The organism is Priestia sp. FSL P4-0332 (genome assembly GCF_038005845.1).
Classification (GTDB): Bacteria; Bacillota; Bacilli; order Bacillales; family Bacillaceae_H; genus Priestia.
Genome location: NZ_JBBOUA010000001.1, coordinates 287610 through 310176 on the forward strand (window position 1 = coordinate 287610; position 22567 = coordinate 310176).

General features: G+C 38.4%; 22 protein-coding genes. 14 read left to right on the top strand and 8 right to left on the bottom strand.

The features are described 5' to 3' along the window. Nucleotides 1–4 precede the first annotated feature (4 nt). A complete protein-coding gene (map, locus tag MKY06_RS01565; RefSeq protein WP_013055065.1) occupies nucleotides 5–751 on the bottom strand; it encodes a type I methionyl aminopeptidase in 747 nt (248 codons plus the stop codon). 333 nt (nucleotides 752–1084) lie between these two features. Between map and MKY06_RS01570 the strand changes: the two genes are divergently transcribed. The 4 genes from MKY06_RS01570 (at nucleotide 1085) to MKY06_RS01585 (ending at nucleotide 5608) form a co-directional block, all read left to right on the top strand. Further along, nucleotides 1085–2149 (top strand): lactonase family protein, encoded by a 1065-nt coding sequence (locus MKY06_RS01570; RefSeq protein WP_025601310.1) that lies wholly within the window; start codon nucleotides 1085–1087, stop codon nucleotides 2147–2149. Nucleotides 2150–2421: 272 nt separating this feature from the next. Beyond that, nucleotides 2422–3435 carry an NAD(P)H-dependent flavin oxidoreductase gene (locus tag MKY06_RS01575; RefSeq protein WP_025601312.1) on the top strand — a complete coding sequence of 338 codons (1014 nt, stop codon included), beginning with the start codon at nucleotides 2422–2424 and terminating at the stop codon, nucleotides 3433–3435. Nucleotides 3436–3498: 63 nt separating this feature from the next. After that, complete coding sequence (locus MKY06_RS01580; protein WP_025601314.1) at nucleotides 3499–4320, top strand: MerR family transcriptional regulator; 822 nt, start codon at nucleotides 3499–3501, stop codon at nucleotides 4318–4320. A gap of 67 nt (nucleotides 4321–4387) precedes the next feature. Then, on the top strand, nucleotides 4388–5608 hold the full coding sequence (locus MKY06_RS01585) for a multidrug effflux MFS transporter (protein WP_013055069.1): 1221 nt from the start codon (nucleotides 4388–4390) through the stop codon (nucleotides 5606–5608). 40 nt (nucleotides 5609–5648) lie between these two features. On the opposite strand, the gene MKY06_RS01590 is transcribed toward MKY06_RS01585, so the two are convergent. Then, entirely contained in the window at nucleotides 5649–6302 is a 654-nt protein-coding gene (locus MKY06_RS01590; protein ID WP_340960162.1) for a hypothetical protein, read from the bottom strand. A gap of 214 nt (nucleotides 6303–6516) precedes the next feature. Here MKY06_RS01590 and MKY06_RS01595 point away from each other — a divergent pair, with 214 nt between their 5' ends. The 7 genes from MKY06_RS01595 to MKY06_RS01625 all read left to right on the top strand — a co-directional run bounded on the left by MKY06_RS01595 (nucleotide 6517) and on the right by MKY06_RS01625 (nucleotide 13444). Beyond that, nucleotides 6517–7038 (top strand): M15 family metallopeptidase, encoded by a 522-nt coding sequence (locus MKY06_RS01595; protein WP_013055071.1) that lies wholly within the window; start codon nucleotides 6517–6519, stop codon nucleotides 7036–7038. A gap of 477 nt (nucleotides 7039–7515) precedes the next feature. Then, nucleotides 7516–8244, top strand: a complete 729-nt coding sequence (locus tag MKY06_RS01600; RefSeq protein WP_013055072.1) for an amino acid ABC transporter ATP-binding protein — start codon at nucleotides 7516–7518, stop codon at nucleotides 8242–8244. Between the two features lie 21 nt (nucleotides 8245–8265). After that, nucleotides 8266–9081, top strand: coding sequence for a transporter substrate-binding domain-containing protein (locus tag MKY06_RS01605; RefSeq protein WP_013055073.1), 816 nt, complete (start codon nucleotides 8266–8268; stop codon nucleotides 9079–9081). Between the two features lie 74 nt (nucleotides 9082–9155). After that, nucleotides 9156–9794 carry an amino acid ABC transporter permease gene (locus tag MKY06_RS01610; protein WP_013055074.1) on the top strand — a complete coding sequence of 213 codons (639 nt, stop codon included), beginning with the start codon at nucleotides 9156–9158 and terminating at the stop codon, nucleotides 9792–9794. 14 nt (nucleotides 9795–9808) lie between these two features. Continuing rightward, the gene (locus tag MKY06_RS01615) at nucleotides 9809–10459 is read left to right on the top strand and encodes an amino acid ABC transporter permease (RefSeq protein ID WP_013055075.1); all 651 of its coding nucleotides are present in this window, start codon (nucleotides 9809–9811) and stop codon (nucleotides 10457–10459) included. Between the two features lie 223 nt (nucleotides 10460–10682). Beyond that, nucleotides 10683–12038: an amino acid permease gene (locus MKY06_RS01620; RefSeq protein ID WP_013055076.1), complete on the top strand. Its 1356-nt coding sequence runs from the start codon at nucleotides 10683–10685 to the stop codon at nucleotides 12036–12038. A gap of 128 nt (nucleotides 12039–12166) precedes the next feature. Continuing rightward, the gene (locus MKY06_RS01625) at nucleotides 12167–13444 is read left to right on the top strand and encodes a DUF445 domain-containing protein (protein ID WP_013055077.1); all 1278 of its coding nucleotides are present in this window, start codon (nucleotides 12167–12169) and stop codon (nucleotides 13442–13444) included. A 38-nt stretch (nucleotides 13445–13482) separates the two neighbouring features. Here the strand turns inward: MKY06_RS01625 and MKY06_RS01630 are convergent, their stop codons facing one another. The 6 genes from MKY06_RS01630 to MKY06_RS01655 form a co-directional block, all read right to left on the bottom strand. Beyond that, a complete protein-coding gene (locus MKY06_RS01630; protein ID WP_013055078.1) occupies nucleotides 13483–14022 on the bottom strand; it encodes a PepSY domain-containing protein in 540 nt (179 codons plus the stop codon). A 133-nt stretch (nucleotides 14023–14155) separates the two neighbouring features. Next, nucleotides 14156–14731: a PepSY domain-containing protein gene (locus tag MKY06_RS01635; RefSeq protein WP_029324633.1), complete on the bottom strand. Its 576-nt coding sequence runs from the start codon at nucleotides 14729–14731 to the stop codon at nucleotides 14156–14158. A gap of 72 nt (nucleotides 14732–14803) precedes the next feature. Continuing rightward, the gene (locus MKY06_RS01640; RefSeq protein ID WP_289910600.1) at nucleotides 14804–16150 is read right to left on the bottom strand and encodes a HAMP domain-containing sensor histidine kinase; all 1347 of its coding nucleotides are present in this window, start codon (nucleotides 16148–16150) and stop codon (nucleotides 14804–14806) included. 3 nt (nucleotides 16151–16153) lie between these two features. Next, nucleotides 16154–16885: a response regulator transcription factor gene (locus MKY06_RS01645; RefSeq protein ID WP_269150811.1), complete on the bottom strand. Its 732-nt coding sequence runs from the start codon at nucleotides 16883–16885 to the stop codon at nucleotides 16154–16156. Nucleotides 16886–16936: 51 nt separating this feature from the next. Further along, the gene (locus tag MKY06_RS01650; protein ID WP_289910609.1) at nucleotides 16937–18682 is read right to left on the bottom strand and encodes a sensor histidine kinase; all 1746 of its coding nucleotides are present in this window, start codon (nucleotides 18680–18682) and stop codon (nucleotides 16937–16939) included. Next, nucleotides 18679–19404: a response regulator transcription factor gene (locus tag MKY06_RS01655; RefSeq protein WP_057245292.1), complete on the bottom strand. Its 726-nt coding sequence runs from the start codon at nucleotides 19402–19404 to the stop codon at nucleotides 18679–18681. Before MKY06_RS01655 ends, MKY06_RS01650 begins: the two co-directional genes overlap by 4 nt. A gap of 170 nt (nucleotides 19405–19574) precedes the next feature. Here MKY06_RS01655 and MKY06_RS01660 point away from each other — a divergent pair, with 170 nt between their 5' ends. The 3 genes from MKY06_RS01660 to MKY06_RS01670 are packed head-to-tail and all read left to right on the top strand — an operon-like array spanning nucleotide 19575 to nucleotide 22443. After that, on the top strand, nucleotides 19575–20789 hold the full coding sequence (locus MKY06_RS01660; protein ID WP_098526756.1) for a DUF418 domain-containing protein: 1215 nt from the start codon (nucleotides 19575–19577) through the stop codon (nucleotides 20787–20789). 27 nt (nucleotides 20790–20816) lie between these two features. Then, nucleotides 20817–21509: an ABC transporter permease gene (locus MKY06_RS01665; RefSeq protein ID WP_255285994.1), complete on the top strand. Its 693-nt coding sequence runs from the start codon at nucleotides 20817–20819 to the stop codon at nucleotides 21507–21509. Between the two features lies 1 nt (nucleotide 21510). Further along, nucleotides 21511–22443, top strand: coding sequence for an ABC transporter ATP-binding protein (locus MKY06_RS01670; protein ID WP_053488232.1), 933 nt, complete (start codon nucleotides 21511–21513; stop codon nucleotides 22441–22443). Nucleotides 22444–22567: the final 124 nt, after the last annotated feature.

The window sequence follows — 22567 nt, forward strand, 5'->3', positions numbered from 1 at the left end:
TTTTTTAATGTGCTGTTAAAATAAGAGGACCGTTTTTCGTAATCGCAAGTGTATGTTCAAATTGAGCGGATAATTTACCGTCTGTTGTACGAGCCGTCCAGCCGTTTTTATCCATTTTAGAATGCCATGTACCAGCATTCACCATTGGCTCAATTGTAATAACCATACCTTCTTTTAAACGTGTACCTTTGCCAGCTTTTCCGTAGTGAAGAATTGTAGGCGCTTCGTGCATGGTATTTCCAATTCCGTGTCCTGTGAAGTCGCGTACGACAGAGAATTTTTCGCCTTCTACATAGCTTTGAATAGCGTGGCCAATGTCACCTGTGCGATTTCCTGGCTGTGCTTGCTCGATTCCTTTTAAAAGCGCTTCGTATGTAACATCTACTAGACGCTGTGCTTCGTCTGAAATGTCTCCAACGGTGTGAGTCCATGCGGAATCTGCTAAGCCTCCGTTTAAATTTACAACCATATCGATGGTTACGATATCGCCGTCTTTTAACGGTTTATTTGTTGGGAAGCCGTGGCAAATTTCATCATTTAAAGAAGCGCACGTTGCATATTGATATCCTTTGTATCCTTTTTGTTCCGGCGTTGCTCCGTGCTTTGCTAAGTACTCTTCAACAAATTTATCAATTTGCATTGTTGTTATGCCTGGTTTGATCATTTTAGCGATTTCTTTATGACAAGAAGCTAATAATTTACCTGCTTCGTGCATTAAATTAATTTCGCGTTCACTTTTTAATGTGATCATTGTTGTTCACTCCTTTTTTGATGTAACTTTACGAAAAAAGTTGAGCAGCGGTTATAGCGATGAAAGTCGACTATTCATCAGTTCATTCTTCTTTATTTGAAAATCCAGGAAATACAGAAGCCGTCTGCTATGGGGCGATATAAAATCATCCTTAATCATAACGCCCCATGGTAGGAAAATGCAAGATGCAGGCTTAAAAAGGAAGGGTTTGACGATAGGCATGTAGGGAAAACTGATAAATGAACGTTGAATTGGAGCATTCTCTATAACAAATGCGGTATGATATAGTAAAATAAATGAAACAAAACAATTCTTTAGGAGGGGTATAGGAAAATGAGTGAACATGGAAAATTTATTGGATTTGCAGGTACATATACAAAAGCAGGCAGTGAAGGTGTCTATACATTTACGTTAGATACGAAGGCTAAAAAGATTGTAGAAGTAAAAGCCGTGGCTAAAATTGAAAATCCTACATACTTAAATGCAAGCAAAGACAACGAACATCTTTATACAGTTATTAAAGAAGGAGAAAAAGGCGGAGTAGCTGCTTTTAAGGTTGATCCAAACACGGGGCAACTAAAGTTTGTAAACAAACAGCTGCTAGACGGCGCGCCTCCTTGCTATGTTTCAGTGAATGAGGATAATACGCTTGTTTTATCTGCTAACTTTCATAAAGGGAGCGTTGAGACGTATTCTGTTAATGAAGAAACAGGGGAAATTGAATATGTAGCATCTGTAGTGGAACATCCTCATTCAGATCTCAAAAAAGGACAACAAGGAAAACCGCACGTACACTATGCCGATTTTACTCCTGGAGAAAAGCACGTGGCCGTTGTGGACTTAGGTATTGATAAAATCGTGACATATGAAGTGGAAGAGAATAAATTGAAGGAAGTCAACAGTCTTTCTACATCTGTTGGTTCGGGCCCTAGACATTTAACGTTCCATCCAAATGGCCGCTATGCGTATGCAATGACAGAATTCAGCTCTGAAGTTTTATTTTTCACTTATGACGAAAGCAAAGGAAGCTTCACTCAACAACAAGCTGTTTCAACAATTCCAGCTGATTTTACAGAAAATAATCAAGGGAGTGCTATCCACATTTCTTCAGATGGCCGCTTTGTCTATGCAGGAAACCGCGGACATAACTCAATTGCAACATTCAAAGTAGATCAGGATTCTGGACAGTTAACATTCATAGAATGGACAGGCACTGAAGGCGACTGGCCGCGCGATTTTGTTTTAGATCCAACAGAACAATTCATTGTAGCGTCTAATCAAGAAACAGGAAACTTGGTACTGTTTGAAAGAGACCAAGAAAGTGGAAAGCTAACGCTTCTTCAATCTAACGTTACGGTTCCAGAAGCTGTATGCGTAAAGTTCCTCCATTATAAGTAATCGATGTAGAAAGCCAGACCTGATCAAAGAACAATCAGGTCTGGCTTTCTAAACTTAAGCGGCTGTCACTTCCCTTACGGAGTTAGTGTCATCCACATAGGTGAACCTTTGAGGGAATAATCAGGCAGTGCGCGTTCCTTAGCATCATTTATGATCTCAATTTTTGAAACGAGCATAATCTATATATGGAAGAAAAGCCCTTTTGGAGGGCTTTTTTTTCTGGGGTTATAGTAAAATGAAGAGAGAACGCATGAAAGGCTGAGGTGAGAAGTGTGGAATATATATGTAAATATCCAATTGTACAAGCTCCCATGGCAGGAGGAGTTTCGACGCCTAAACTAGCTGCAGCAGTATCTAATAGCGGAGGACTAGGGTTTCTAGCTGCGGGATATAAAAGTGCGCGTGAATTGGAGCAGGAAATTATAGAGATGCACTCACTTACGAAAAAACCTTTTGGAGTGAATCTGTTTGTGCCGACAAATGAAAAAGTAGCAGTTGATGCACTTGATTGTTATCAAAAAGAACTGTCAAAAGCAGCTGAATATTTGGAGTGTCAAGTTGATATACCAAAGAATGATGATGATGAATGGAATGCCAAGCTCGACATCATTCAAAAACATCGAGTACCTGCTGTGAGCTTTACATTTGGGTGCCCGGATCGAGAGATTGTAGCAAGTTTAAAAGGAATTGGAAGCCGTGTTTTCGTTACGATTACAACACCTCAAGAAGCCGAAGTGGCTTTGAGAGCAGGAGCGGATGCGCTATGTTTGCAAGGCATTGAAGCCGGCGGCCATCGATCTACTTTTTTAGAGAGTTCGGTGGATTACCCGCTTATGAAATTGCTGAAAGAAGTTCGCTCAATCACTAAAAAGCCATTGATTGCTGCGGGAGGGTTGATGACGGGGTCTGACATAAAACGTGTGTTACAAGAAGGAGCTTCTGCTGCCCAGTTAGGTACGGCTTTTATTTGTTGTCCAGAAAGCGGAGCGAGTGCTCTTCATAAAGAAAGCATTCTTCATAAGCGTTTTAATGAAACAGGTGTCACACGAGCTTTTACAGGGAAACGTGCTAGAGGATTTGTGAATGCCTTTTTTATTTCCTATGATAAATCAGCACCATCCGCCTACCCTCATATTCATTACATGACAAAGCCTATTCGAGCAAAAGCTACACAAATGAATAATCCAGAGTACACTTCTTTGTGGGCAGGAACCGGATTTACGCTGGCAAAAAAACTGCCTGCACATCTTATTGTGGAAGAGCTTGTACAAGAACTAAATGAATGACGAGAATTACGGTGTTGCTTGCTTTAAGTGCAAGCAGCTTTACATAAAGAAGGTGAACTTATAGTGCAAAACAAATTTACGATTGGACAAATGGCCAGACTGCATGATATTCCGGTTAAAACACTTCGCTATTATGATGAAATTGGCCTGTTCGAGCCTTACGAAGTTGATCCACAAACCGGTTATCGATATTATACGTTAGAACAATTTAAGAAATTAGATATCATTGTCTATTTAAAGCTGATGGGAGTTCCTTTAAAAGAAATTAAAAGAAAGATGGAGCACAGCAGCTTGGATGAATTTATTGAAACTTTAGCGGAATATGAGAAGGTAACAAAAGAAAAAATTCGTCACCTTCAAAGAGTGAATGTGCAGTTAACAACTCGAATGAAGGAATTAGAACAGACGAGACATATTAACCAAATAGGAGCCCCGTTCATAAAACACCTTCCTTCTCGTGAAGTTGTGCAAGTAAAAGCAGAGGTAGGTACGTTAGACGGGACTGAAAGTGTTCTCCGTGATTTAAAAAAGAAAATTAGTCATATTACCCCGATTATGATTGGGAAAGTAGGGTTTATGCTATCGGTAGAAAACGCGAAAAAACAACAATTTACAGATTACGATGGCATTTTTTTATTGGTCGAAAGTGATGTTTCTTTTAAGCATGAACTCGTTACGTTAATACCTGAAGGAGATTACGCATCTATTTATATGAGAGAAAAGAGAGATACCACAGGAGTCTATTACGATGCATTACTGAACTTTATTAAAGCGGAAGGATACAAAGCAGAAGGTCCTTTCTTAATTCGGCGGATTGTAGATTCATTTATTTCACATCATGAAGAAGAGCGGCTGACGGAAATTCAAATTCGAATTACGTCTTGACTATCCAGTAGCTGGAGGGTTTAAGATGAGACTATTGTAAAACTGCTGAAGGGAGAGACAACAATAGATGAATCAGCAAAGTATTTCCCAAGGAATGTCTTTAAGCCGAGGAAATCGTATTTTATTTATTTTAATTTTGGGTTCACTGAGTGCATTTGGACCGTTATCAATCGATATGTATTTGCCAGCGCTGCCGACGCTTGCGAAAGAATTGCATACTTCAGCTTCTTTAGCGCAGGTCAGTCTGACAGCTTGCTTATTGGGCTTAGCATTTGGGCAAGTGGTCATGGGGCCATTCAGTGATATTCGCGGAAGGAAAAAGCCGCTTGTAGCAGCATTAATCACCTATGCAGTTGCATCTGTTTTATGCGTGTTTGCACCGTCTATTTGGATTTTTATCGTTTTGCGATTTATTCAAGGTATGGCAGGAGCAGCAGGAATGGTTATTTCAAGAGCGAGCGTGCGAGACTTGTTTTCAGGTTCGGATTTAACAAAGTTTTTCTCCATGCTTATGCTTGTAAATGGCTTAGCTCCTATTTTAGCTCCGGTTGCTGGTGGACAGCTGCTGACGATTATGTCGTGGCGAGGAGTATTTGGTGTGTTAGCAGTGATTGGTGCACTAATGTTTTTTGCCGTTTTATTTGGTTTAAAAGAAACGCTTCCGCTCGAACGCCGTAAAGAAGGTGGATTAACAGAAGTACTGCGTACATTTGGCGTATTGCTAAAAGATGGTGTCTTCGTGGGATATGCGCTGGCGCAAGGTTTTATTATGAGTGCCATGTTTGCTTATATTTCAGGTTCTACATTTGTCCTTCAAGACATTTATGGACTATCTCCGCAGATGTTCAGCTTTGTTTTTGCTATTAACGGTTTTGGACTAATTATAGCTACTCAAGTGACAGGACGTTTAGCGGGTAAAATAAAAGAAGCAACTCTTCTTATGTATGGATTGCTTCAAGCAGCTGTTGGAAGCGTGCTTTTAGTGGCCGTGATTGTTACTCACATGTCCGTTATTTTGGTCTGCATCTTGCTTTTCTTTGTAGTATCGAGCGTAGGAATTGTGAACACAACCGTTTTTTCACTCGCTATGGAAAATCAAGCTTCGAACGCGGGAAGTGCTTCAGCGCTTCTAGGGTTGCTTCCGTTCTTGCTCGGAGCAGCCGTAGCTCCTCTTGTTGGTCTTGGAGGAGGGCAAAATGCTCTGCCGATGGGCATTGTGATTATGGTCTGCGATTTATTAGCATTAGGTGTGTACATGACGTTAGTGAGAAGGAAAACTGCATCATAAAAAAGCTACTTGGCTTTCAACAGCCAAGTAGCTTTTTTAGTTATTGAGCTTTGTGCTCGTGATTTTCAAACGGCATTGTAACGCCAAGATTTTGTATTTCTTTTTTTGCATTTTCCAAAATGGTTTCAGCTTTCGCTTTTGTTTCAGCATCTACCCCGCTTAGAAAATCTTTCTTTTTAGCAGGAAAATTCACGCCAAGTTCTTTTAATTTGGCTTCCGCTTGTTCTTTAGTCAGCGTGCCGTCGCGAAACTGATCCATAATAGCTTTCGCTTTTTTCTTTGTAGCCGCATCTAAATTGTTAAAAGGACCGCCTCTATGTTCAGGAAAATTCACGCCAAGTTCTTTTAATTTGGCTTCCGCTTGTTCTTTAGTCAGCGTGCCGTCGCGAAACTGATCCATAATAGCTTTCGCTTTTTTCTTCGTAGCCGCATCTAGATTGCTGAAGGGGCCGTCTTTGTGCTGAGGCAAGTTTACGCCGAGTTTTTGTAATTTTTCCTGTGCTTTTTTCATAATATCATCAACTTTTTGTTGTGTTGCATCATCCGTATTTGTTGTACTGCCATTTGTTCGCTCTACAACTGTTGAAGAGCTTGTTTCATCTTTGCTGGCTGCAAATGCCGTGGAGTTTGCAGCGGCCATAACTCCTAGTGTTAAACCGCTTGCCATGATATAACCGAATAGTTTCTTTTTCATGCTGTTGTCACTCCTTAAAAGTTATAGGGGTGTGGTACAGAGCTGTCCACAATTGTTAATGTAACCACCAATAGTGAAAAAATGGTGAAAATAGATAAAAAACGAAAAAATATAGACGTTTGTTGAACACTACAGCTCTTTTATTGGATAACAAAATGAAATTCGATATGATTTTATCTAAACAACAGCAAAAAAGAATGGAGACTTTATATAGATGAACGTTCTTAAAAAATTGGGAATAGCTTTGATAGTTACGATAGCGGTAAGCCTGGTATTTTTGTTTCGCGATGAGTTAAAGCCAGGTCCAACGCTAGAAGATTTTTCAGGAGCAACTGATTTGCATCCTGTCGTAGAAGAAAAGAAAAATAAACTTGTTCAACAAGCAAGTGACCAAGGAATCTCGATTGTCATTACGGAAGGTTTCCGTTCAAAAGAAGAACAAGATAAGCTTTATGCAAAAGGCAGGACGGAAGAAGGCAATATTGTTACCTATTCAAAGGGCGGCCAGTCTTATCATAACTATGGACTAGCTATTGATTTTGCTATTCAGTTAAAAGACGGACGAGTTATTTGGGACATGGAATATGACGGTAATAATAACAATCAGTCTGATTGGATGGAGGTTGTAGATATCGCAAAAAATTTAGGATTCGAATGGGGAGGAGATTGGCAAGGGTTTAAAGACTATCCACATTTTCAGATGAGTCTGGAAAATATAAAAGACCACACACGCTAATAAAGCGTGTTTTTTTTAGAGGGATAATACAATTTCACTATATCTATGTCAGAACCTCTAACACGAATAGAAGCTTGTATTTTCTTTTTTTGTTAATTTACCGTTAAGAGAATTATATATATTAATATAATAAAGATATAGACGGATAATTAGAAAGAGGGGTGATTAGAGAGAACTGCCCCCTAAAAATGAAAGACAATTCGTATAAAGATATGCGTTAACTAATATAATCTATTGATTAAGCTTATACAAGTACCTTCAGCCTGGCGAACGTATGCTTACATATCGGCAAATGCCAACAAAGCCTTTTATTTTTCTAGCATATTTTATTTGAAGATAGTTCATTTTGATTACAAAAAAGAGATAATTTGTCAACTGTTGACTTTGCTTTAAGGGTAAGAATATAATTTTTAATATATTTTAAATATTTTAAAAAATTTAAATATTTATTGTTGTTCGCAAATTAGGAGGGGGAAAATGATTGTTTTTGACGGAGTGAATAAATATTACGGTGATTTTCACGTATTAAAAGATATCAATTTAACAATTGAAAAAGGTGAAGTTGTCGTCGTAATTGGACCTTCGGGTTCAGGTAAAAGCACGATGCTGCGATGCATAAATTATTTAGAAACAATATCTAACGGACAGTTAACGGTAAATAATATATTGGTCGCGGATAAAAAAACAAATATTAATAAACTGCGCCGCAATATAGGTATGGTGTTTCAACATTTTTATTTATATCCGCATAAAACAGTTTTAGAAAATATCACTTTAGCACCTATGAAAGTATTGGGACAGTCGTCAGAAGAAGCTAAGAAGACAGCCCTATACTATTTAGATAAAGTCGGAATCGGTGAAAAAGCTAACGCCTACCCATCCCAGCTGTCAGGCGGCCAGCAGCAGCGTGTAGCTATTGCGAGGGGACTTGCGATGAAGCCAGAAATTATGCTTTTTGATGAGCCTACCTCTGCTCTTGATCCAGAAATGATTGGAGAAGTGCTGGATGTCATGAAAACATTGGCTAAAGAAGGAATGACCATGGTAGTTGTAACTCATGAAATGGGGTTTGCAAAAGAAGTAGCGGACCGCATTGTATTTATGGATCAAGGAAAAATCTTAGAAGAGGCAACTCCGGCTGAGTTTTACGAAAACCCGCAAGAAGAAAGGGCACGTTTATTTCTTAGCCGTATTTTAAATCATTAATTGTTTAATAGGGGGAGTAATATGAAGAAATCAAAAACGTTTTTAAAGGCAGCTGTGCTTTCATTAGCAGCGGCTATGATGTTAGCAGCTTGCGGAGGGAAAAGTGAAGAAACGAGTGGATCATCAGCTAAAAAAGATGCGCTCACTGAAATCAAAGACCGAGGGAAAATCGTCATTGGAGTTAAAAATGATACGCGTTTGTTTGGCTTAAAGAATCCAAAGACGGGTGAAGTAGAAGGTTTTGATGTTGATATTTCTAAGCAGCTGGCTAAAGAGATTTTAGGCGATGAAAACAAGGTAGAATTTAAAGAAGTTACGTCCAAAACAAGGGTTCCTCTTCTTCAAAAAGGAGATATTGATGCTGTTGTTGCAACAATGACTATTACAGATGAACGTAAAAAAGAAGTAGACTTTACGGATGTATATTTCCAAGCTGGACAGTCTCTGCTTGTGAAAAAAGGCAGTAAAATTAAAAGCGTTGATGATTTGAAGAAAGGTACTAAAGTGTTGGCTGTTAAAGGATCAACTTCAGCTATTAATATTCGCGAAAAAGCACCAGAGACAACGGTATTAGAGTTTGAAAACTATGCAGAAGCATTTACAGCTTTAAAATCTAAGCAAGGAGATGCTTTAACAACTGATGATGCTATTCTTTATGGAATGGCTGATGAAGATCCTTCTTATGAATTGGTAGGAAAGCCGTTCACAGAAGAGCCTTATGGCATTGCTGTGAAAAAAGGAAACAAAGAGCTGGTAGATGCCTTAAACGATGCGCTTAAAAAGATAAAAGACTCTGGAAAATATGATGAAATTCACGACAAGTGGATCAAACAATAAGCGTACAGTTTTCTTTTCTCAGGATGAGCAGCATTATGCTCATCCTGCTTGTTTAGTTGAAAGGAGGAAGAAAATTGCTGGATTTTTCAATTCTGACGAACAATATGGATCTTTATTTAGAAGGTTTTAAGTACACCATTATCGCCAGTCTGATCGCTTTAGTGGCCAGCTTTGTACTTGGCACGATCATTGCGGTAATGCGAATAGCCCCTCTCAAAATAGTAAATGTAATTGGTACGGTCTATGTAGAGTTCATTCGAAATATTCCCCTTGTGGTTATCGTCTTTTTTATTTTTATTGTGGCGGGAATCAGCGGTACAGCTGCCGGAGTGCTGGGACTAACTATTTATACGGCAGCTTTTATAGCCGAAGCCATACGAGCGGGAATTATGGCTGTTCCAAAAGGACAGCTTGAAGCGGCACGTTCATCCGGCCTTACGTACGGTCAGGCGATGCGGTTCATTATATTGCCTCAAGCCATTAAAATCGTCATTCCTCCTCTTGGAAATCAATTCATTAATTTAGTCAAAAACTCATCCGTGTTAGGGATTGTTGCTGGTTTTGATTTAATGTATCAGGCAGATCTTGTTTCCTCTCAAACTTACGTAGTGTTTGATGTGTATATTTTTGTGGCTCTGTTCTATTTAGTTCTAACCATTCCGTTAAGCTTAGGAGTTGGTTATCTTGAGAAACGTCTTGGTAAAACAAGCTGAAAGGAGTGAAAGTGATGGATTTTATGGGTGCTTATTCTCCTGATCACCTTTCCTTCTTAATGGAAGGATTTTGGGTCACTTTAAAAGTGGCATTCATTTCGATTGTGTTAAGTTTTCTTATTGGAAGTATAGTAGGTATTTTAAGGTATGCCCGCATTCCAGTTCTGTCTCATGTACTCGCTTTTGTCGTAGAAATTATCCGGAATTTGCCGCTGCTTTTAATTATCTTTTTTACATACTTTGCTTTACCTGAAATCGGAATTGATATGGAAATTACGTCAGCAGCGATTGTGGCCCTTACTGTATTTGAATCTGCTATGATTTCAGAAATTATCCGAAGCGGATTGAAATCAATTGAAAAAGGACAGATCGAAGCGGCGCGTTCATCAGGTTTAAACTATTATCAAACGCTTCGTTTCGTTGTGCTGCCTCAAGCTTTGCGGAGAATGGTACCTCCTTTAGTTAGTCAATTTATTTCCTTATTAAAAGATACGTCGCTTGCAGTAGTGATCGCACTTCCTGATTTGCTGCATAACGCTCAAATCATTTACGGACAGAAACAAAGTTACGTAGTCCCAATGTTTTTGATCATCGCGATGATGTATTTTATTGTAAACTATGCTTTATCCATCATTGCAAGAAGACTAGAAGTCAAAAGGGTGTAGATACTCTTTTGACTTTATTTTTGGAAAATAAATAACATTGACAATGTATTAATTCAACGCATAAAATGACTAAAGTAACAGTGGTAAAATCAGATCATTTTCATTCAACATAGAGAAGAAAAACAGTGTTGGTTCACCCCCTACTGAATATCCGGTAGGGGTTTTTGCGCAAGAAGTGATTTGGTTAAACTAACACGTAAAATGAACAGAAGGGACGGGCATCATGGAAAAACAAGATCAAAATTTAAAAAAAGGTCTGTTGCCTCGTCATGTGCAGCTCATTGCGCTTGCCGGTATGATTGGGACAGGTATTTTTAAAGGTAGTGCTGATACGCTAGGTATTGCAGGACCAAGTGTTGTACTGGCGTATTTATTTGGCGGTCTTATCTTATTTATTGTAATGACAGCATTGGCGGAGATGGCAATTGTCTATCCGAATATGAACGTACAAAATTTAGTGCATAAGGCATTCGGTACGCAAACCTCTTTTATTGTAGGGTGGCTGTACTGGGTGAACTGGATTGTCGTGACAGTTGTTGAACTGCTTGCGGGAGGAAGCTTTTTGAAGTTTTGGTTCCCTTCTGTACCTCTTTGGCTCTTAAGCTTTCTCTGTGCAGTGCTGATTGTAGGGATGAATTTATTTCAAGTTAAGTATTACGGAGAAATTGAGTTTTGGTTTGCCGGTATTAAAGTAATTGCTCTTACCGCTTTTATCATTTTGGGAGCTTTCATTTTATTCGGTGTGATTCCAAGTGATGTGCAAAACCCCTGGGCAAATTATACGGCTCATGGAGGCTTTTTCCCTCACGGCATGAGCGGTGTGCTGAGTGCCTTTTTAATTGTGATGTTCTCTTACGGCGGAGCTGAATTAATTGGTGTGGCCGTAACGGAAACAAAAGATGTGAAAAACGTGTTACCGAAAGTGATCAAAGGCACAGTATGGCGGGTGATTGGCTTTTATATTTTGCCTATTTTAATTATTTGCGGCCTTATGCCCTGGAATTCTGTATCAGGACAAGACAGTCCATTTGTGCAAGTGTTTAGTATCACCGGACTGCCGGGTGCGGCTCATATTATGAACTTCGTTTTATTAACGGCTGTTTTATCAGCAGCGAATTCAGGGATGTATGCAACTTCGCGTACGCTCTATGCTATGGCTCAAAGCGGAGAAGCATCAAAGCGCTTCTTGAAAGTTTCGAAAAACGGTATTCCGATTAATGGTTTGATGATTACGGCTGTTTGTATTTTAATGGGTGTGTTTTTAGCTTATAAAACACCGGATAATGTAATTAGTTATTTAATGACCATTCCCGGCTTCACGATTATTCTTATTTGGGTAAGTATTTGTTTAGCTCAATTAAAGCTGCGTAAAGGGTATAAAGAAAAGCCGTTTTTCGCATTAAAGTGGTTTCCTTATACAACGCTCTTTGCAACAGCAGCACTGCTTGTTATTTTTGTATCATTTATGTTTAACAAAAACAATGTGATTGGATCCAGTGTATGTGCGGTTATCTTGGTCGTACTCCTCATTTTTTCATTTATTAATAAAAGTCGAAAAGAAAAAAAGTTTGAAGTATAGCAAAAAGGCAATATACTAGAAAGACGAGGGTAAAAGCTTGTCTTTCTTTTTTTTGCGGAAATTTCTGTATCACGTTACATATTTCTAGATGAAATGTTTAGTTAAATAAATAAAGGATGAGGACTACAATGGAATCAAATAATGTATTTACAACAAATCCAAAGAAGAAATCAAAGCACTTAGCCGTGATTTCTTTGGCGATTATGGGAGTGGGCTTCGTTGCCACAATGCCTTTTGGTGATTCAATTTGGGGTCGGTTGCTTCAAGGTGGGTTCGAAGCTGGATTAGTCGGCGGATTAGCGGATTGGTTTGCCGTTACGGCTCTTTTTCGTCACCCTTTAGGCATTCCTATTCCACACACTGCGCTGCTTCCTAAAAACAGACAGCGTATTACAAGAGGGCTAGTCTCAACCCTTGAAAACGACTGGCTGTCAAAAGAAAGTATTCAAGAAAAAGTAAAAAGAATTGCGTTTACACAGCGTTTGCTTCCGATTGTTCGAAAAGGTGTTCATTCGGAAACGATTCAACAAAAAGGAACCGCACTGCTTGTTGATGCGATTAATCGTGTGGATACAGAGAAAGTCGTTCCTATTATTGAAAAAGAGCTCAAATCATCGCTTTCAGCAATAGAGTTAAAGCCTATTGTGCATTCGATTGTTGGAGAAGTGGTGAAAAATCAGTATGATGAAAAAGCGCTTGATGTTCTTTTAAATAAAGGGGAGAGCTGGATTAAAAAAGAAGAAACGCAGTATCAGCTCGGAAGTATTGCTAAAAATGCGCTTGATAATATTGAGCTTGATGGTATTTTACAATTTGCTCTCAAATCATTTCAAAGCATGATTAATGAAGAGAAGCTAGGGTCTATTTTGCAAAATTTATTGCTTTCTATTACAGGGCGTCTTCGTAACGAAGAGGATGAATACCGCCTTGCTTTGGTAAACGGAATTAGAAAAGAGCTGCAAGGCTTGGAGCAGAATGAAGAACTTCTTGAAAAATTAGAAGCATGGAAACAAAAAACGATTAATGAATTAAACGTAACGAATAAATTAACAGAAATCGTCGATAAAATGAAAGCGAAAGTGATAGCATTCATTGAAAGCCCTGAATTTATGAAAAGCTACGCCGTTCCTTACGTAGAGAGCTGGCTGAATGCTCTTGAAGAGGATGTACAGCGTCAAGAAGCAATTGATACGGCTATTCAAAAGCAAATCATGAGCTTTGTAGACGAGAATCATTCGAAAATTGGACAGCTTGTTCAAGAAAACTTAGATAAATTAGATGATGAAACACTTGTGGATATGATGGAAAACAATGTCGGAAAAGATTTGCAGTGGATTCGAGTGAACGGAGCTCTATGTGGATTCTTGATTGGTATTGTATTAACGGTTATTAAATTAGCGGTATAAAAAAAGAAGCACGCTCCTTTTGGAGTGTGCTTTTTCTATTAATCATCTATTTCTACACTGATCACGCCGCCGTTTTTGGCATCTACTGAAACAGTTGCTTCACGTTTATCGGCTGTGTCAATTTCAATTTCATATACTAAACGGTTGTTTTCTTGGTCTAGATCCGTTTCATTGACGGTTCCTTTAGCGCTCTTTAAAGCTGTTTTTATCGCTTGATCTAATGAAATAGCAGGGGAAACGTTTTGAAGTTCCTCTTCTTTCTCATCTTCACCGTCTTTTTGCTCTTCATCAAATTCAATGATTTTACCGCTGCTGCTGTCAATGTCTACATCGTATTCTTTATTACCTTTTGTGATGTCTACTTCATATTGTTTAACGCCGTCATCTACGGCTAATTGGATATTTGTAATGTCGCCGCCGTCTGTTTTTTGAAGGGCAATGTCTTTTGCCTTTGCTTCTTCAATCGTTGTGGTTTGCTTCTTATCATTGCTTTTGGACTGGTCTGTCATTGCATATGCGCTTGCACCTAATCCACCGACTAGTACTGCACTGGCTAAAACGGTTGTAATAACTTTCATATGTTATGGCCTCCTCGATTTGTTGTTAAGACTATCTTAGCTAATGAACTTTAAAGGAAAAGAAGAAGAAGTTTAAAATTTTCTTAGAAATAAATAAAAATGGATAAAAAAAGCACAGCTTTCCGCTGTACTTTTAATCATCGTCATTTTCATAGGTGATGGAATCTACATGTCCGGAGTAAGCATTTATCATCACTTTAGCTTCTCTTGTTTTAGACTGATCAATTTCGACTTCGTAAAAGGTTTGGCCTTCTTCCTCTTCTATTTCAACTGAAGAAAACGTTCCTTTTACTTTTTGTAAAGCAATGTCTCTTGCTTGTTCCATTGAAATGAGAGGCTCGTCGGATGTAGGAGAAACTAGTGGTTGCTCGCTCTTTTTTTGCTCTTCTTCTGTATTATTTTTAGTTTGAGTAGACGTTTGTTTCTCTACTTTTTGTTTGATTAATGACTGGACTTCTCCATTTTCTCCATTTACTGTGATGTGGTATGGAATATCATCTTTAAGCAAAGTGATTCGATAAATCGGTTCATCATCTTTTTGAGAAAAGCTTGTATTTTCAATAGTGCCGCCATATTTTTGCTGAATCATACTGCTGACGTCAGATTCGGATAAAAGTGTATCAGGACGATTCACTGCTTTTGCTATTCCGTAAAAGCAAGCTGAACCAACAGCAAGAAAAATAAGTATAAAAAGCACCGTTTTCTTCATACATTCACCTCCAGTATCTTAAAAAGTAGTATAGCAGGCAATTCTTAAAAATCTCTAAGAAAAGGCGAGAAATCAAAGAGGAAAGGAAACCGTTACTGATGTCCCTTTTCCTTCTTGGCTGTTAATCTCAATACGCCCGCTATGAGCTTCTACAATCTTTCGAGCAATGGATAATCCAAGTCCAGAACCACCGGTTTCTCGATTTCTTGCTTTATCTACGCGAAAAAAGCGTTCATACACGTTTGATAAGTCTTCTTTTGGAATACCAATTCCTTGATCTGTGACCGTAATCATAAAGCTTTTGCTTCTTGTTATGGTTACCTCTACCGCTTTTTCACTATATTTAATGGCATTATCTAAGAGGATGTACAGCAGCTGCTTTAAGCGTTTTTCATCCGCTGTTACGACGGGATGATCCGTTTTTATATTTAAATAAATGGTTCGTTCAAAGGCTTGTTCTAGATGCTTGATTGTTTGGTTACAGACCGCCGCCGCATCTACGTGTTCCAGGTGAAGCTCCCACTGCGACTCATCTTTCGCAAGCACCAGCATTTGAGACGTAAGCTGTTTCATGCGTAAAGACTCAGAGTGAATAGCTTCGATGGCTTCTTCTAAAATATCCGGCCGCTTCATTCCCCAGCGTTTTAGCATATTGGCATAGCTTTCTACAACGGTCAGGGGTGTTTTTAATTCATGAGAAGCATCGGATACGAACTGCTCTTGCTTTTTATAGTTTTCCTCTAATAAATCCATCATATTATTGAAGGTGTTGGCCATTTGATCTAACTCATCTTTAGAAGGAGAAGAGAGGTCAATTTTTTTGAATGTGCGAGACACTTGAATTTCTTCCATAGTATGAATAAGAGATTTGATAGGCCGCAAAATAATTTTACTTAAAAGCCGTCCAGCAAATATAGTTGGAATTAATATAACAAGAGAGGCAATGAGCAAGATAAATTTTAATGTCTGCAGAGATTGTTCCACATCTGCCAGTTGTTCCGTGACTTCCAAAGAAACAACTTCACCGTTCATCCAAATGACAGGGGTGTGTGAAATCGCGTATAGATGACCATCATCTTCTTTGATGCTTGTTTGTTCATTTGAATAATAGGAATAAGGTAAGTCCTGAAGCTCTTTCGTTTGATCCGTAACGGATACAACTAAAGGACTGCCGGATTTAGGTAAAATACGAATCATCCCGTTAGGAGGCAAATAGGCACGAAGCAAATTGGCTTGTTTAACCGTCGCACTCGTTTGCTTTAGCCCATTTGTTACATTGCTTGTTTCTGCTTGCAAACGTTCAATTGCGTTGTCTTCCATGGTCTTCTTGAAAATGAAGTAAATCGAACTGTTTGCAATTACTAGTAAAATAAAAAGCAGTGCAGTTGATGTAAGAATAATCTTTGTTTGTAGTTTCATAAGCTACTCCTTCAGCATGTAGCCAACGCCGCGCACTGTTTGAATGTAAGGAGTTGAAAATGGTGCATCAATCTTTTTGCGCAGATAACGAATGTATACGTATACAATATTGGTGTCTCCGTAGTAATCGAATCCCCACACGTTTGTAAGAAGCTGTTCAAAGCTCAGCACTTGATTGTTGTTTTGAAGCATATAGACAAGCAAATCATATTCTTTAGGAGTCAGCTCAATAGCTTCATTTTCACGCGTGACTTCTCGCGTTTTTTCGTTAACGACTAAATTGCCTAGTTGAAGAGTGGCCGTTTCTTGTTCAGCAGGCGATGTTGATGCAGGATGGCGAAGCCATACGCGAATGCGTGCAAAAAGCTCTTCAATTTGAAAAGGCTTTGTAATGTAGTCGTTCGCTCCTAAATCTAGTCCGCTTACCTTATCAGGAAGGGCGTCTCGAGCTGTTAATAAGATAACGGGCGTTTGATCATCATTTGCTCGAATGCGACGAAGTACTTCGAGTCCGCTCAGTTCAGGAAGCATCACATCTAAAAGCAGCAAATCCCAATCGTGTTCTTGAAACTCTGCCAATCCTTCTGTTCCAGTGTAAGCCATGCCCGTTTCGTACCCTTCATGTTCAAGCTCGAGCTGAATTAAACGAGCAATTTTGCGCTCATCTTCTACAATTAAAATTCTGCCTTTACTCAACAAAAATTCCCCCTTGTGTCTATGTATAGTTGCGTACATTATAGCACGGAGAGATTGGAGGTGTATAAAAACAGCCGGAGGTTAGTCCGGCTATTGATCTGCTGAAAGAGGAAGGTGCAAGATAATGGAAGTGCCTTCGTGAAGAGTAGAACTTACTTCGATATGTCCTTTATGAAGTTCACAAATAGCTTTTGCGATGCTCATGCCAAGTCCAGCACCTTCTGTTTTTTCGGTTGTATTTGTGCCGCGGTAATAGCGGTCAAATAAATTTTTCTGCGTTTCTTCATCCATTCCAATTCCATCATCTTGAATCGTAATCAAGACGCAGTCACTTTTTATCGCGGTCGAAATCGTAATGGTAGTGTTCTTAGGGTTATGTTTAATAGCGTTAAAAATTAAATTATCAAGCATTCGTTCAAACCAGCGCGGGTCAGCTTGAATAAAAGGTTGAAGATGAGCGGGCACATAAGAGAAGTGAACATTTTCAATGGTTCTATCGTTAACGAATTTTAAAACAATATGCTGAAGTAATTGATGAACGTCCACTTTTTTTGTTTCTAAAACAACCACGTTATTTTGAAGCTTAAAGGCCAATGAAAAATCCTCTACAAGCTCCACCATGTATTCACTTTTATCACGGAGTGTTTGGCCAATTTCTTTTAACTCTTCTTCGTTCCAATTGTAATGGCCGCTTTCAAGCATATGCCCATATCCTTGAATCGTTGAAAGAGGTGTGCGCAAATCATGTGATATTCCCGTCATCCATTCTTCGCGAGTAGTTTCTAGCTGCTTTCGTTCTTTTTCAGCTAAGCTAAGCTGCTCCGCCATCTCATAAAAGGCTTTAATTACTTCTGAATACAAACGATATTGTAAGCGTACTTTTCCATTCTTCCGAAAGACGCGCTTCCGCTCTTTTTCTGTTAGCACTTCTGAATAGTTTCCGCTTCCCATGCGCCCGAGCCAGCTCGTGAAGAGAAGTAAGGGGCCGCCATAGCGAAAAGCGTTCCAGATGGAGAAAGCGATGGTGGCTATAAGAACAGAAACAGCCACGATAATGGAGACCATCCAAGCTTTTCGAATAATAGATTCATCGGTTATACTGTGGTAATTATTAGGAGTGTAAAAAACCCATGAAATTTTCTTCTTTGGATCATGGAATACAGTAGCTGTTGAATCATATTTATCTTGTTCAATTTTTCGGGAAATAATTTCTAAAGGATCGTAACGTGTTTTTTCTTTAGACATTCTAATTGAAGCTAAGATATCACCTTTCTCATTTAAAATTTGAAGCGAAGCATCTTTTTCTTTTAACGCCTTTTTGATAAGAGGGATATCGCTTTTGGGAGGCACATTTTGTTTATTATATTTAGCATACAAAGCATATAGCTGGTCTTTTAAATCACTTTTATAGCCCAAAATATAATAAGTAGGTGTAGTCAAAAAGGTATCAAGTTCTGTTACTACACTATAGCCTTTAAATTTTTTGGTTTTATCCATTTCTAATAATTCGGAAAGACCGTATTGGTGGGGCAAGTCTTTTGGGGAGTTAATTTCTCCAATTACTTTTCCTTGTTTGTTCAGTACTTGGTACCATAGTCCTTCTTGTTTAAGTTGTTTTGCTAAATCATCTGAAACGGTTGCTTTTCCACCTTCAACTGTTGTATCCCCGGTTAATACGCTAAGTGATCCAGAGGGTAAGTCTCTTTTTATATCTTGCTTTGAAAGGTAATAAGCTAGAAACATTAAAACGCAAAAAAGAACGCAGCAAACACATGCAATAATCGCAATAAACTGAAATGAAAAATGAAAGGTCAACCTTCTTTTAATTGATTTCATAGCGCTTTTCCGTTCACTAATTTATATCCAAGTCCGCGCACCGTAACTAAATGCTTTGGACTGCTAGGATTATCTTCAATTCGTTCTCGAATTCTTCGAATATGTACGGTTACTGTATTGTCGTCTACAAACTGATTATATCCCCAGACGGCTTCAAGCAGCTGTGATTTAGAAAGAACAATATTCATATTTTTACAAAAGTGAAGAAGCAATAAAAACACTTGTGCGGGGCAAGAAACCGTTTGACCGTCCACAATGAGTTCTCCTGCCGATTCATCTACAGTAAAACGATCAAACTCATAGCGATTTGACGATTGTGGTTCCGTTCTTATAGAAGTTCCTTCAGTCAGCGCTTGCTTTCTGCGCAGTCGTGCTTTAATTCGTGCTGCAATTTCTAAAGGATTAAACGGCTTAGTTACGTAGTCATCTCCTCCCATGGCGAAACCCGTTAGTACATCCAGGTCGGATACTTTGGCTGTTATGAATAAAATATACGCGTTTGAGAGCTCACGAATTTTAGGACAGATATCAAATCCGCTTTGATCGGGAAGCATTACGTCCAACAAAATAATATCAATTGTTTGATTATGTAAAACATCCAGCGCTTCTTGAGCGGTGTGAGCTTTATAAATTTGGTTGAATCCTTCTTTTTTTAATACTGTCTCCAGCATTTTGACGATGGCAATTTCATCATCAACTAGCAATATAGACGCATCTTCCAACGTAAATCACCTCTGTTTCATTTCATACGTATTCGATTTTAGCATAAGAACATTACGAAAAGATTAACAAAATTGGAAAATGTTAAGGAAAAGATAATCTCCTGGTTATTTTCTTGAAAACTTCATTTCATATACTAAATGCACAGACACATAGTAAAGGAGTTAAAAGGATGAGTAATGATTTTAGGCGGGTTAAAGTAATTGATAGTATGAGAGGATTCAGCTTGTTTGGTATTTTACTAGCGAATATGCTGATTTTTCAATATGGCATTTACGGAAAGGATATGATTCATCTCTTCTCGCTATCACCAAGTGATTCAGCAGCCTATGTCTTTTTAAAAGTCGCGGTAGAAGAAAGTTTTATGCCGATTTTCACCTTTTTATTTGGCTATTCAATGGTGAAGATGAAAGAAAGCTTAGAAAGAAGGCAGCTAGGCGTGAAAAGGCATTTCTTTCGCCGTTTTCTTCTGCTTCTAGGGTTTGGACTACTGCATGGAGTGTTTTTATGGGAAGGAGATATTCTTACGTTTTACGGAATGATGGGAGTATTTTTACTACTTTTCTTTTTAAACCGTAAAGCCAAAACACTATTGGTGTGGGCATCGATGTTGCTGATTCTTACGGGAGCAGCTGGTTATGGTTCATTAAACGATAATATGTATCTTCTTAGCGATAAACAAACGCTTACGACATATGTAAAAGATACGATTCATGTGTATGGAAGCGGAACTTATGAACAAATTAAAGACCACCGCAACAATGCTGATCCGGTGAATATGGCAGGATATAAATTTGCTTTTGCCTTCTTGTTTACGCCATTTATAATGGGCGCTTTGTTTTTATTTGGTATGTATGCAGGAAAGAAAAAGTGGTTTTACGACGTTTCAGCTAATCAAAAACAGTATGGCCGTTGGGCGGCCGCGCTGATTCCGCTTGGCTTGCTGTTAAAAGGAACTATGTACCTGTGGCCGGATGCTAATTGGGCTGGCGCTACACATATGTTAGGTGGGAGTCTTCTATCTCTTGGTTATATTGCAGGCTTTGCTTGGCTATATGCGAAATGTGAAAAGTCATTTTTGATGAAGGCTTTTGAAAGCGTAGGAAGAATATCACTTAGCAATTATTTAATGCAAACGGTTATATGCACGACGATTTTTTATGGCTATGGCTTAGGCTATTTCGGAAAGCTTGGCATGATTGCAGGAATTTTTGTCTGCATCGGTATTTACGGAATTCAGCTTATCGGCAGTTATATGTACGTGCAAAAATTTAAAACTGGACCCGTGGAAAAGCTGCTGCGCATATGGACAAATTTTTCTTGGAGTGGAAAGCCAAAAGAGAAAAAAGCTTTACCGATAGAAGTAAATCATCCTTTTGTTGGATGAGAGGGGTCAAACTTATGTGAAAAGGAGATTTTAAAAATGTGGGCTATTAGTGTAAAAGAGTTTCAAAGCTTATTTAAAAGTATTAAATCAATTATCGTTATTTTAATCGTATGTGGTGCTTCCTATGGAATAGCCCATATAGTTAGTCAACTTGGAGGTCAACTGACGAGTGCACAGGTTCGAGATGGAGCCAACGGGGGAATTTTGGTGATGCTTCTCGGGTTCGGACCTTTATTTATTTCAAGTCTTTCTCATAATGTTATTAATCAAGAAATTAAAACAAGAACAGCAAGGTTTTTAGTTACCAAAACATCAAGAGAGCGTATTGTATTAGGGAAATTCTTAGGTATTTGTTGCTTCTGGCTTGTTTGTATCTCTATTTCATTTCTACTAATTGCGTTTATTTCGCATCATTTTTCTTTTTATATATTTTTAGAGTGCCTGCTATTCACCGTTTGTATCATTTCATTTGTTTTAATGCTTTCAGCTTTAACGCCAAGCCCAACTCATACTATGTTTTTATCAATTATTTTATCGTTTGTTCTACCGGTACTGAGTGGATGGAGCATATTTTCATCAAAAGCGTACATTGCATGGTTTAAGTATGTGACACCTTACTACTATTTAAAGCTGGAGAAAGGGTATCTAACAGTTCTTCTTATTTTTGCAGCACTTTGTTTATGTACGGCACTTTGGAGTTTTAAAAGGAGAGAAGTATAATATGTATGCCATTGAAACAAGTAAATTAACTAAAAAATATGGATCTAAAACAGTTGTTAACGGTATTAATTTACAGGTACCACAAGGAGAAATTTACGGGTTTTTAGGAAGAAACGGAGCAGGAAAGTCTACCTTTATTAATATGCTTACCGGCGTTTCATTTCCTTCAGCAGGAGAATTTACGCTGCTGGGACAGAGTGATATTGATTTAGAGCTTCAGAAGAAAATAGGTGTGCTTCCTGACTATGCTAACTTTTATGATGAGATGACAGCGCTCAATCATTTGCGCTATTTTTTAAAGATAAACGGCCATCGTTTTTCGAAAGAACATTGTAGTAATGTACTGAAGAAAGTAGGATTAGAAGGACATGACCATCAGAAAGTTGGAAAGTTTTCATTTGGAATGAAAAAGAAGTTAGGAATTGCTCAAGCAATTGTAACAGACCCAGATCTTATCTTTTTAGATGAACCGACTTCTGGAGTAGATATTGAATCTGCTCTCTACATTCATGAACTAATAAGAGAACTCCAAAATCAAGGCAAGACAATTTTTATGACGTCTCATAATTTAAATGAAGTTGAGAAGATTTGTACACGTGTAGCGATTATGAAAAATGGGGTCATCTTAATAGAAGGTACAATGGAAGAGCTGCGCTTTCAATATCAAGCGAAAAAAACGGTGATGATCAAACATGATCCTTATCCAAACAGTCACAAAGAATACATTCAACAGTTTTTCCGTACGTTGAGTCCCGAAGTTGAATACCATCACATGTACACAAAAGTGATGCTTCAAAAAGAAAGAAATATTCCTCTTATTATTCGCGAATTGATTCAATGCGGCATCGACATTTATCAAGTTCACGTCGAAGAACCTTCTTTAGAAGAAATCTTTTTGCAAAAAAATATTGTGGATCACTCACAGGTGAGTTAATGGGCGAAAGGCCGTTAATTTACTACTCAGCCTGAATACATTATTTATAAATACCAGTTAGGAAGCTTCTGACAAAAACATGTTCATTTTCTCAAGAAACTGATAAGATAGCTAATGACATTTA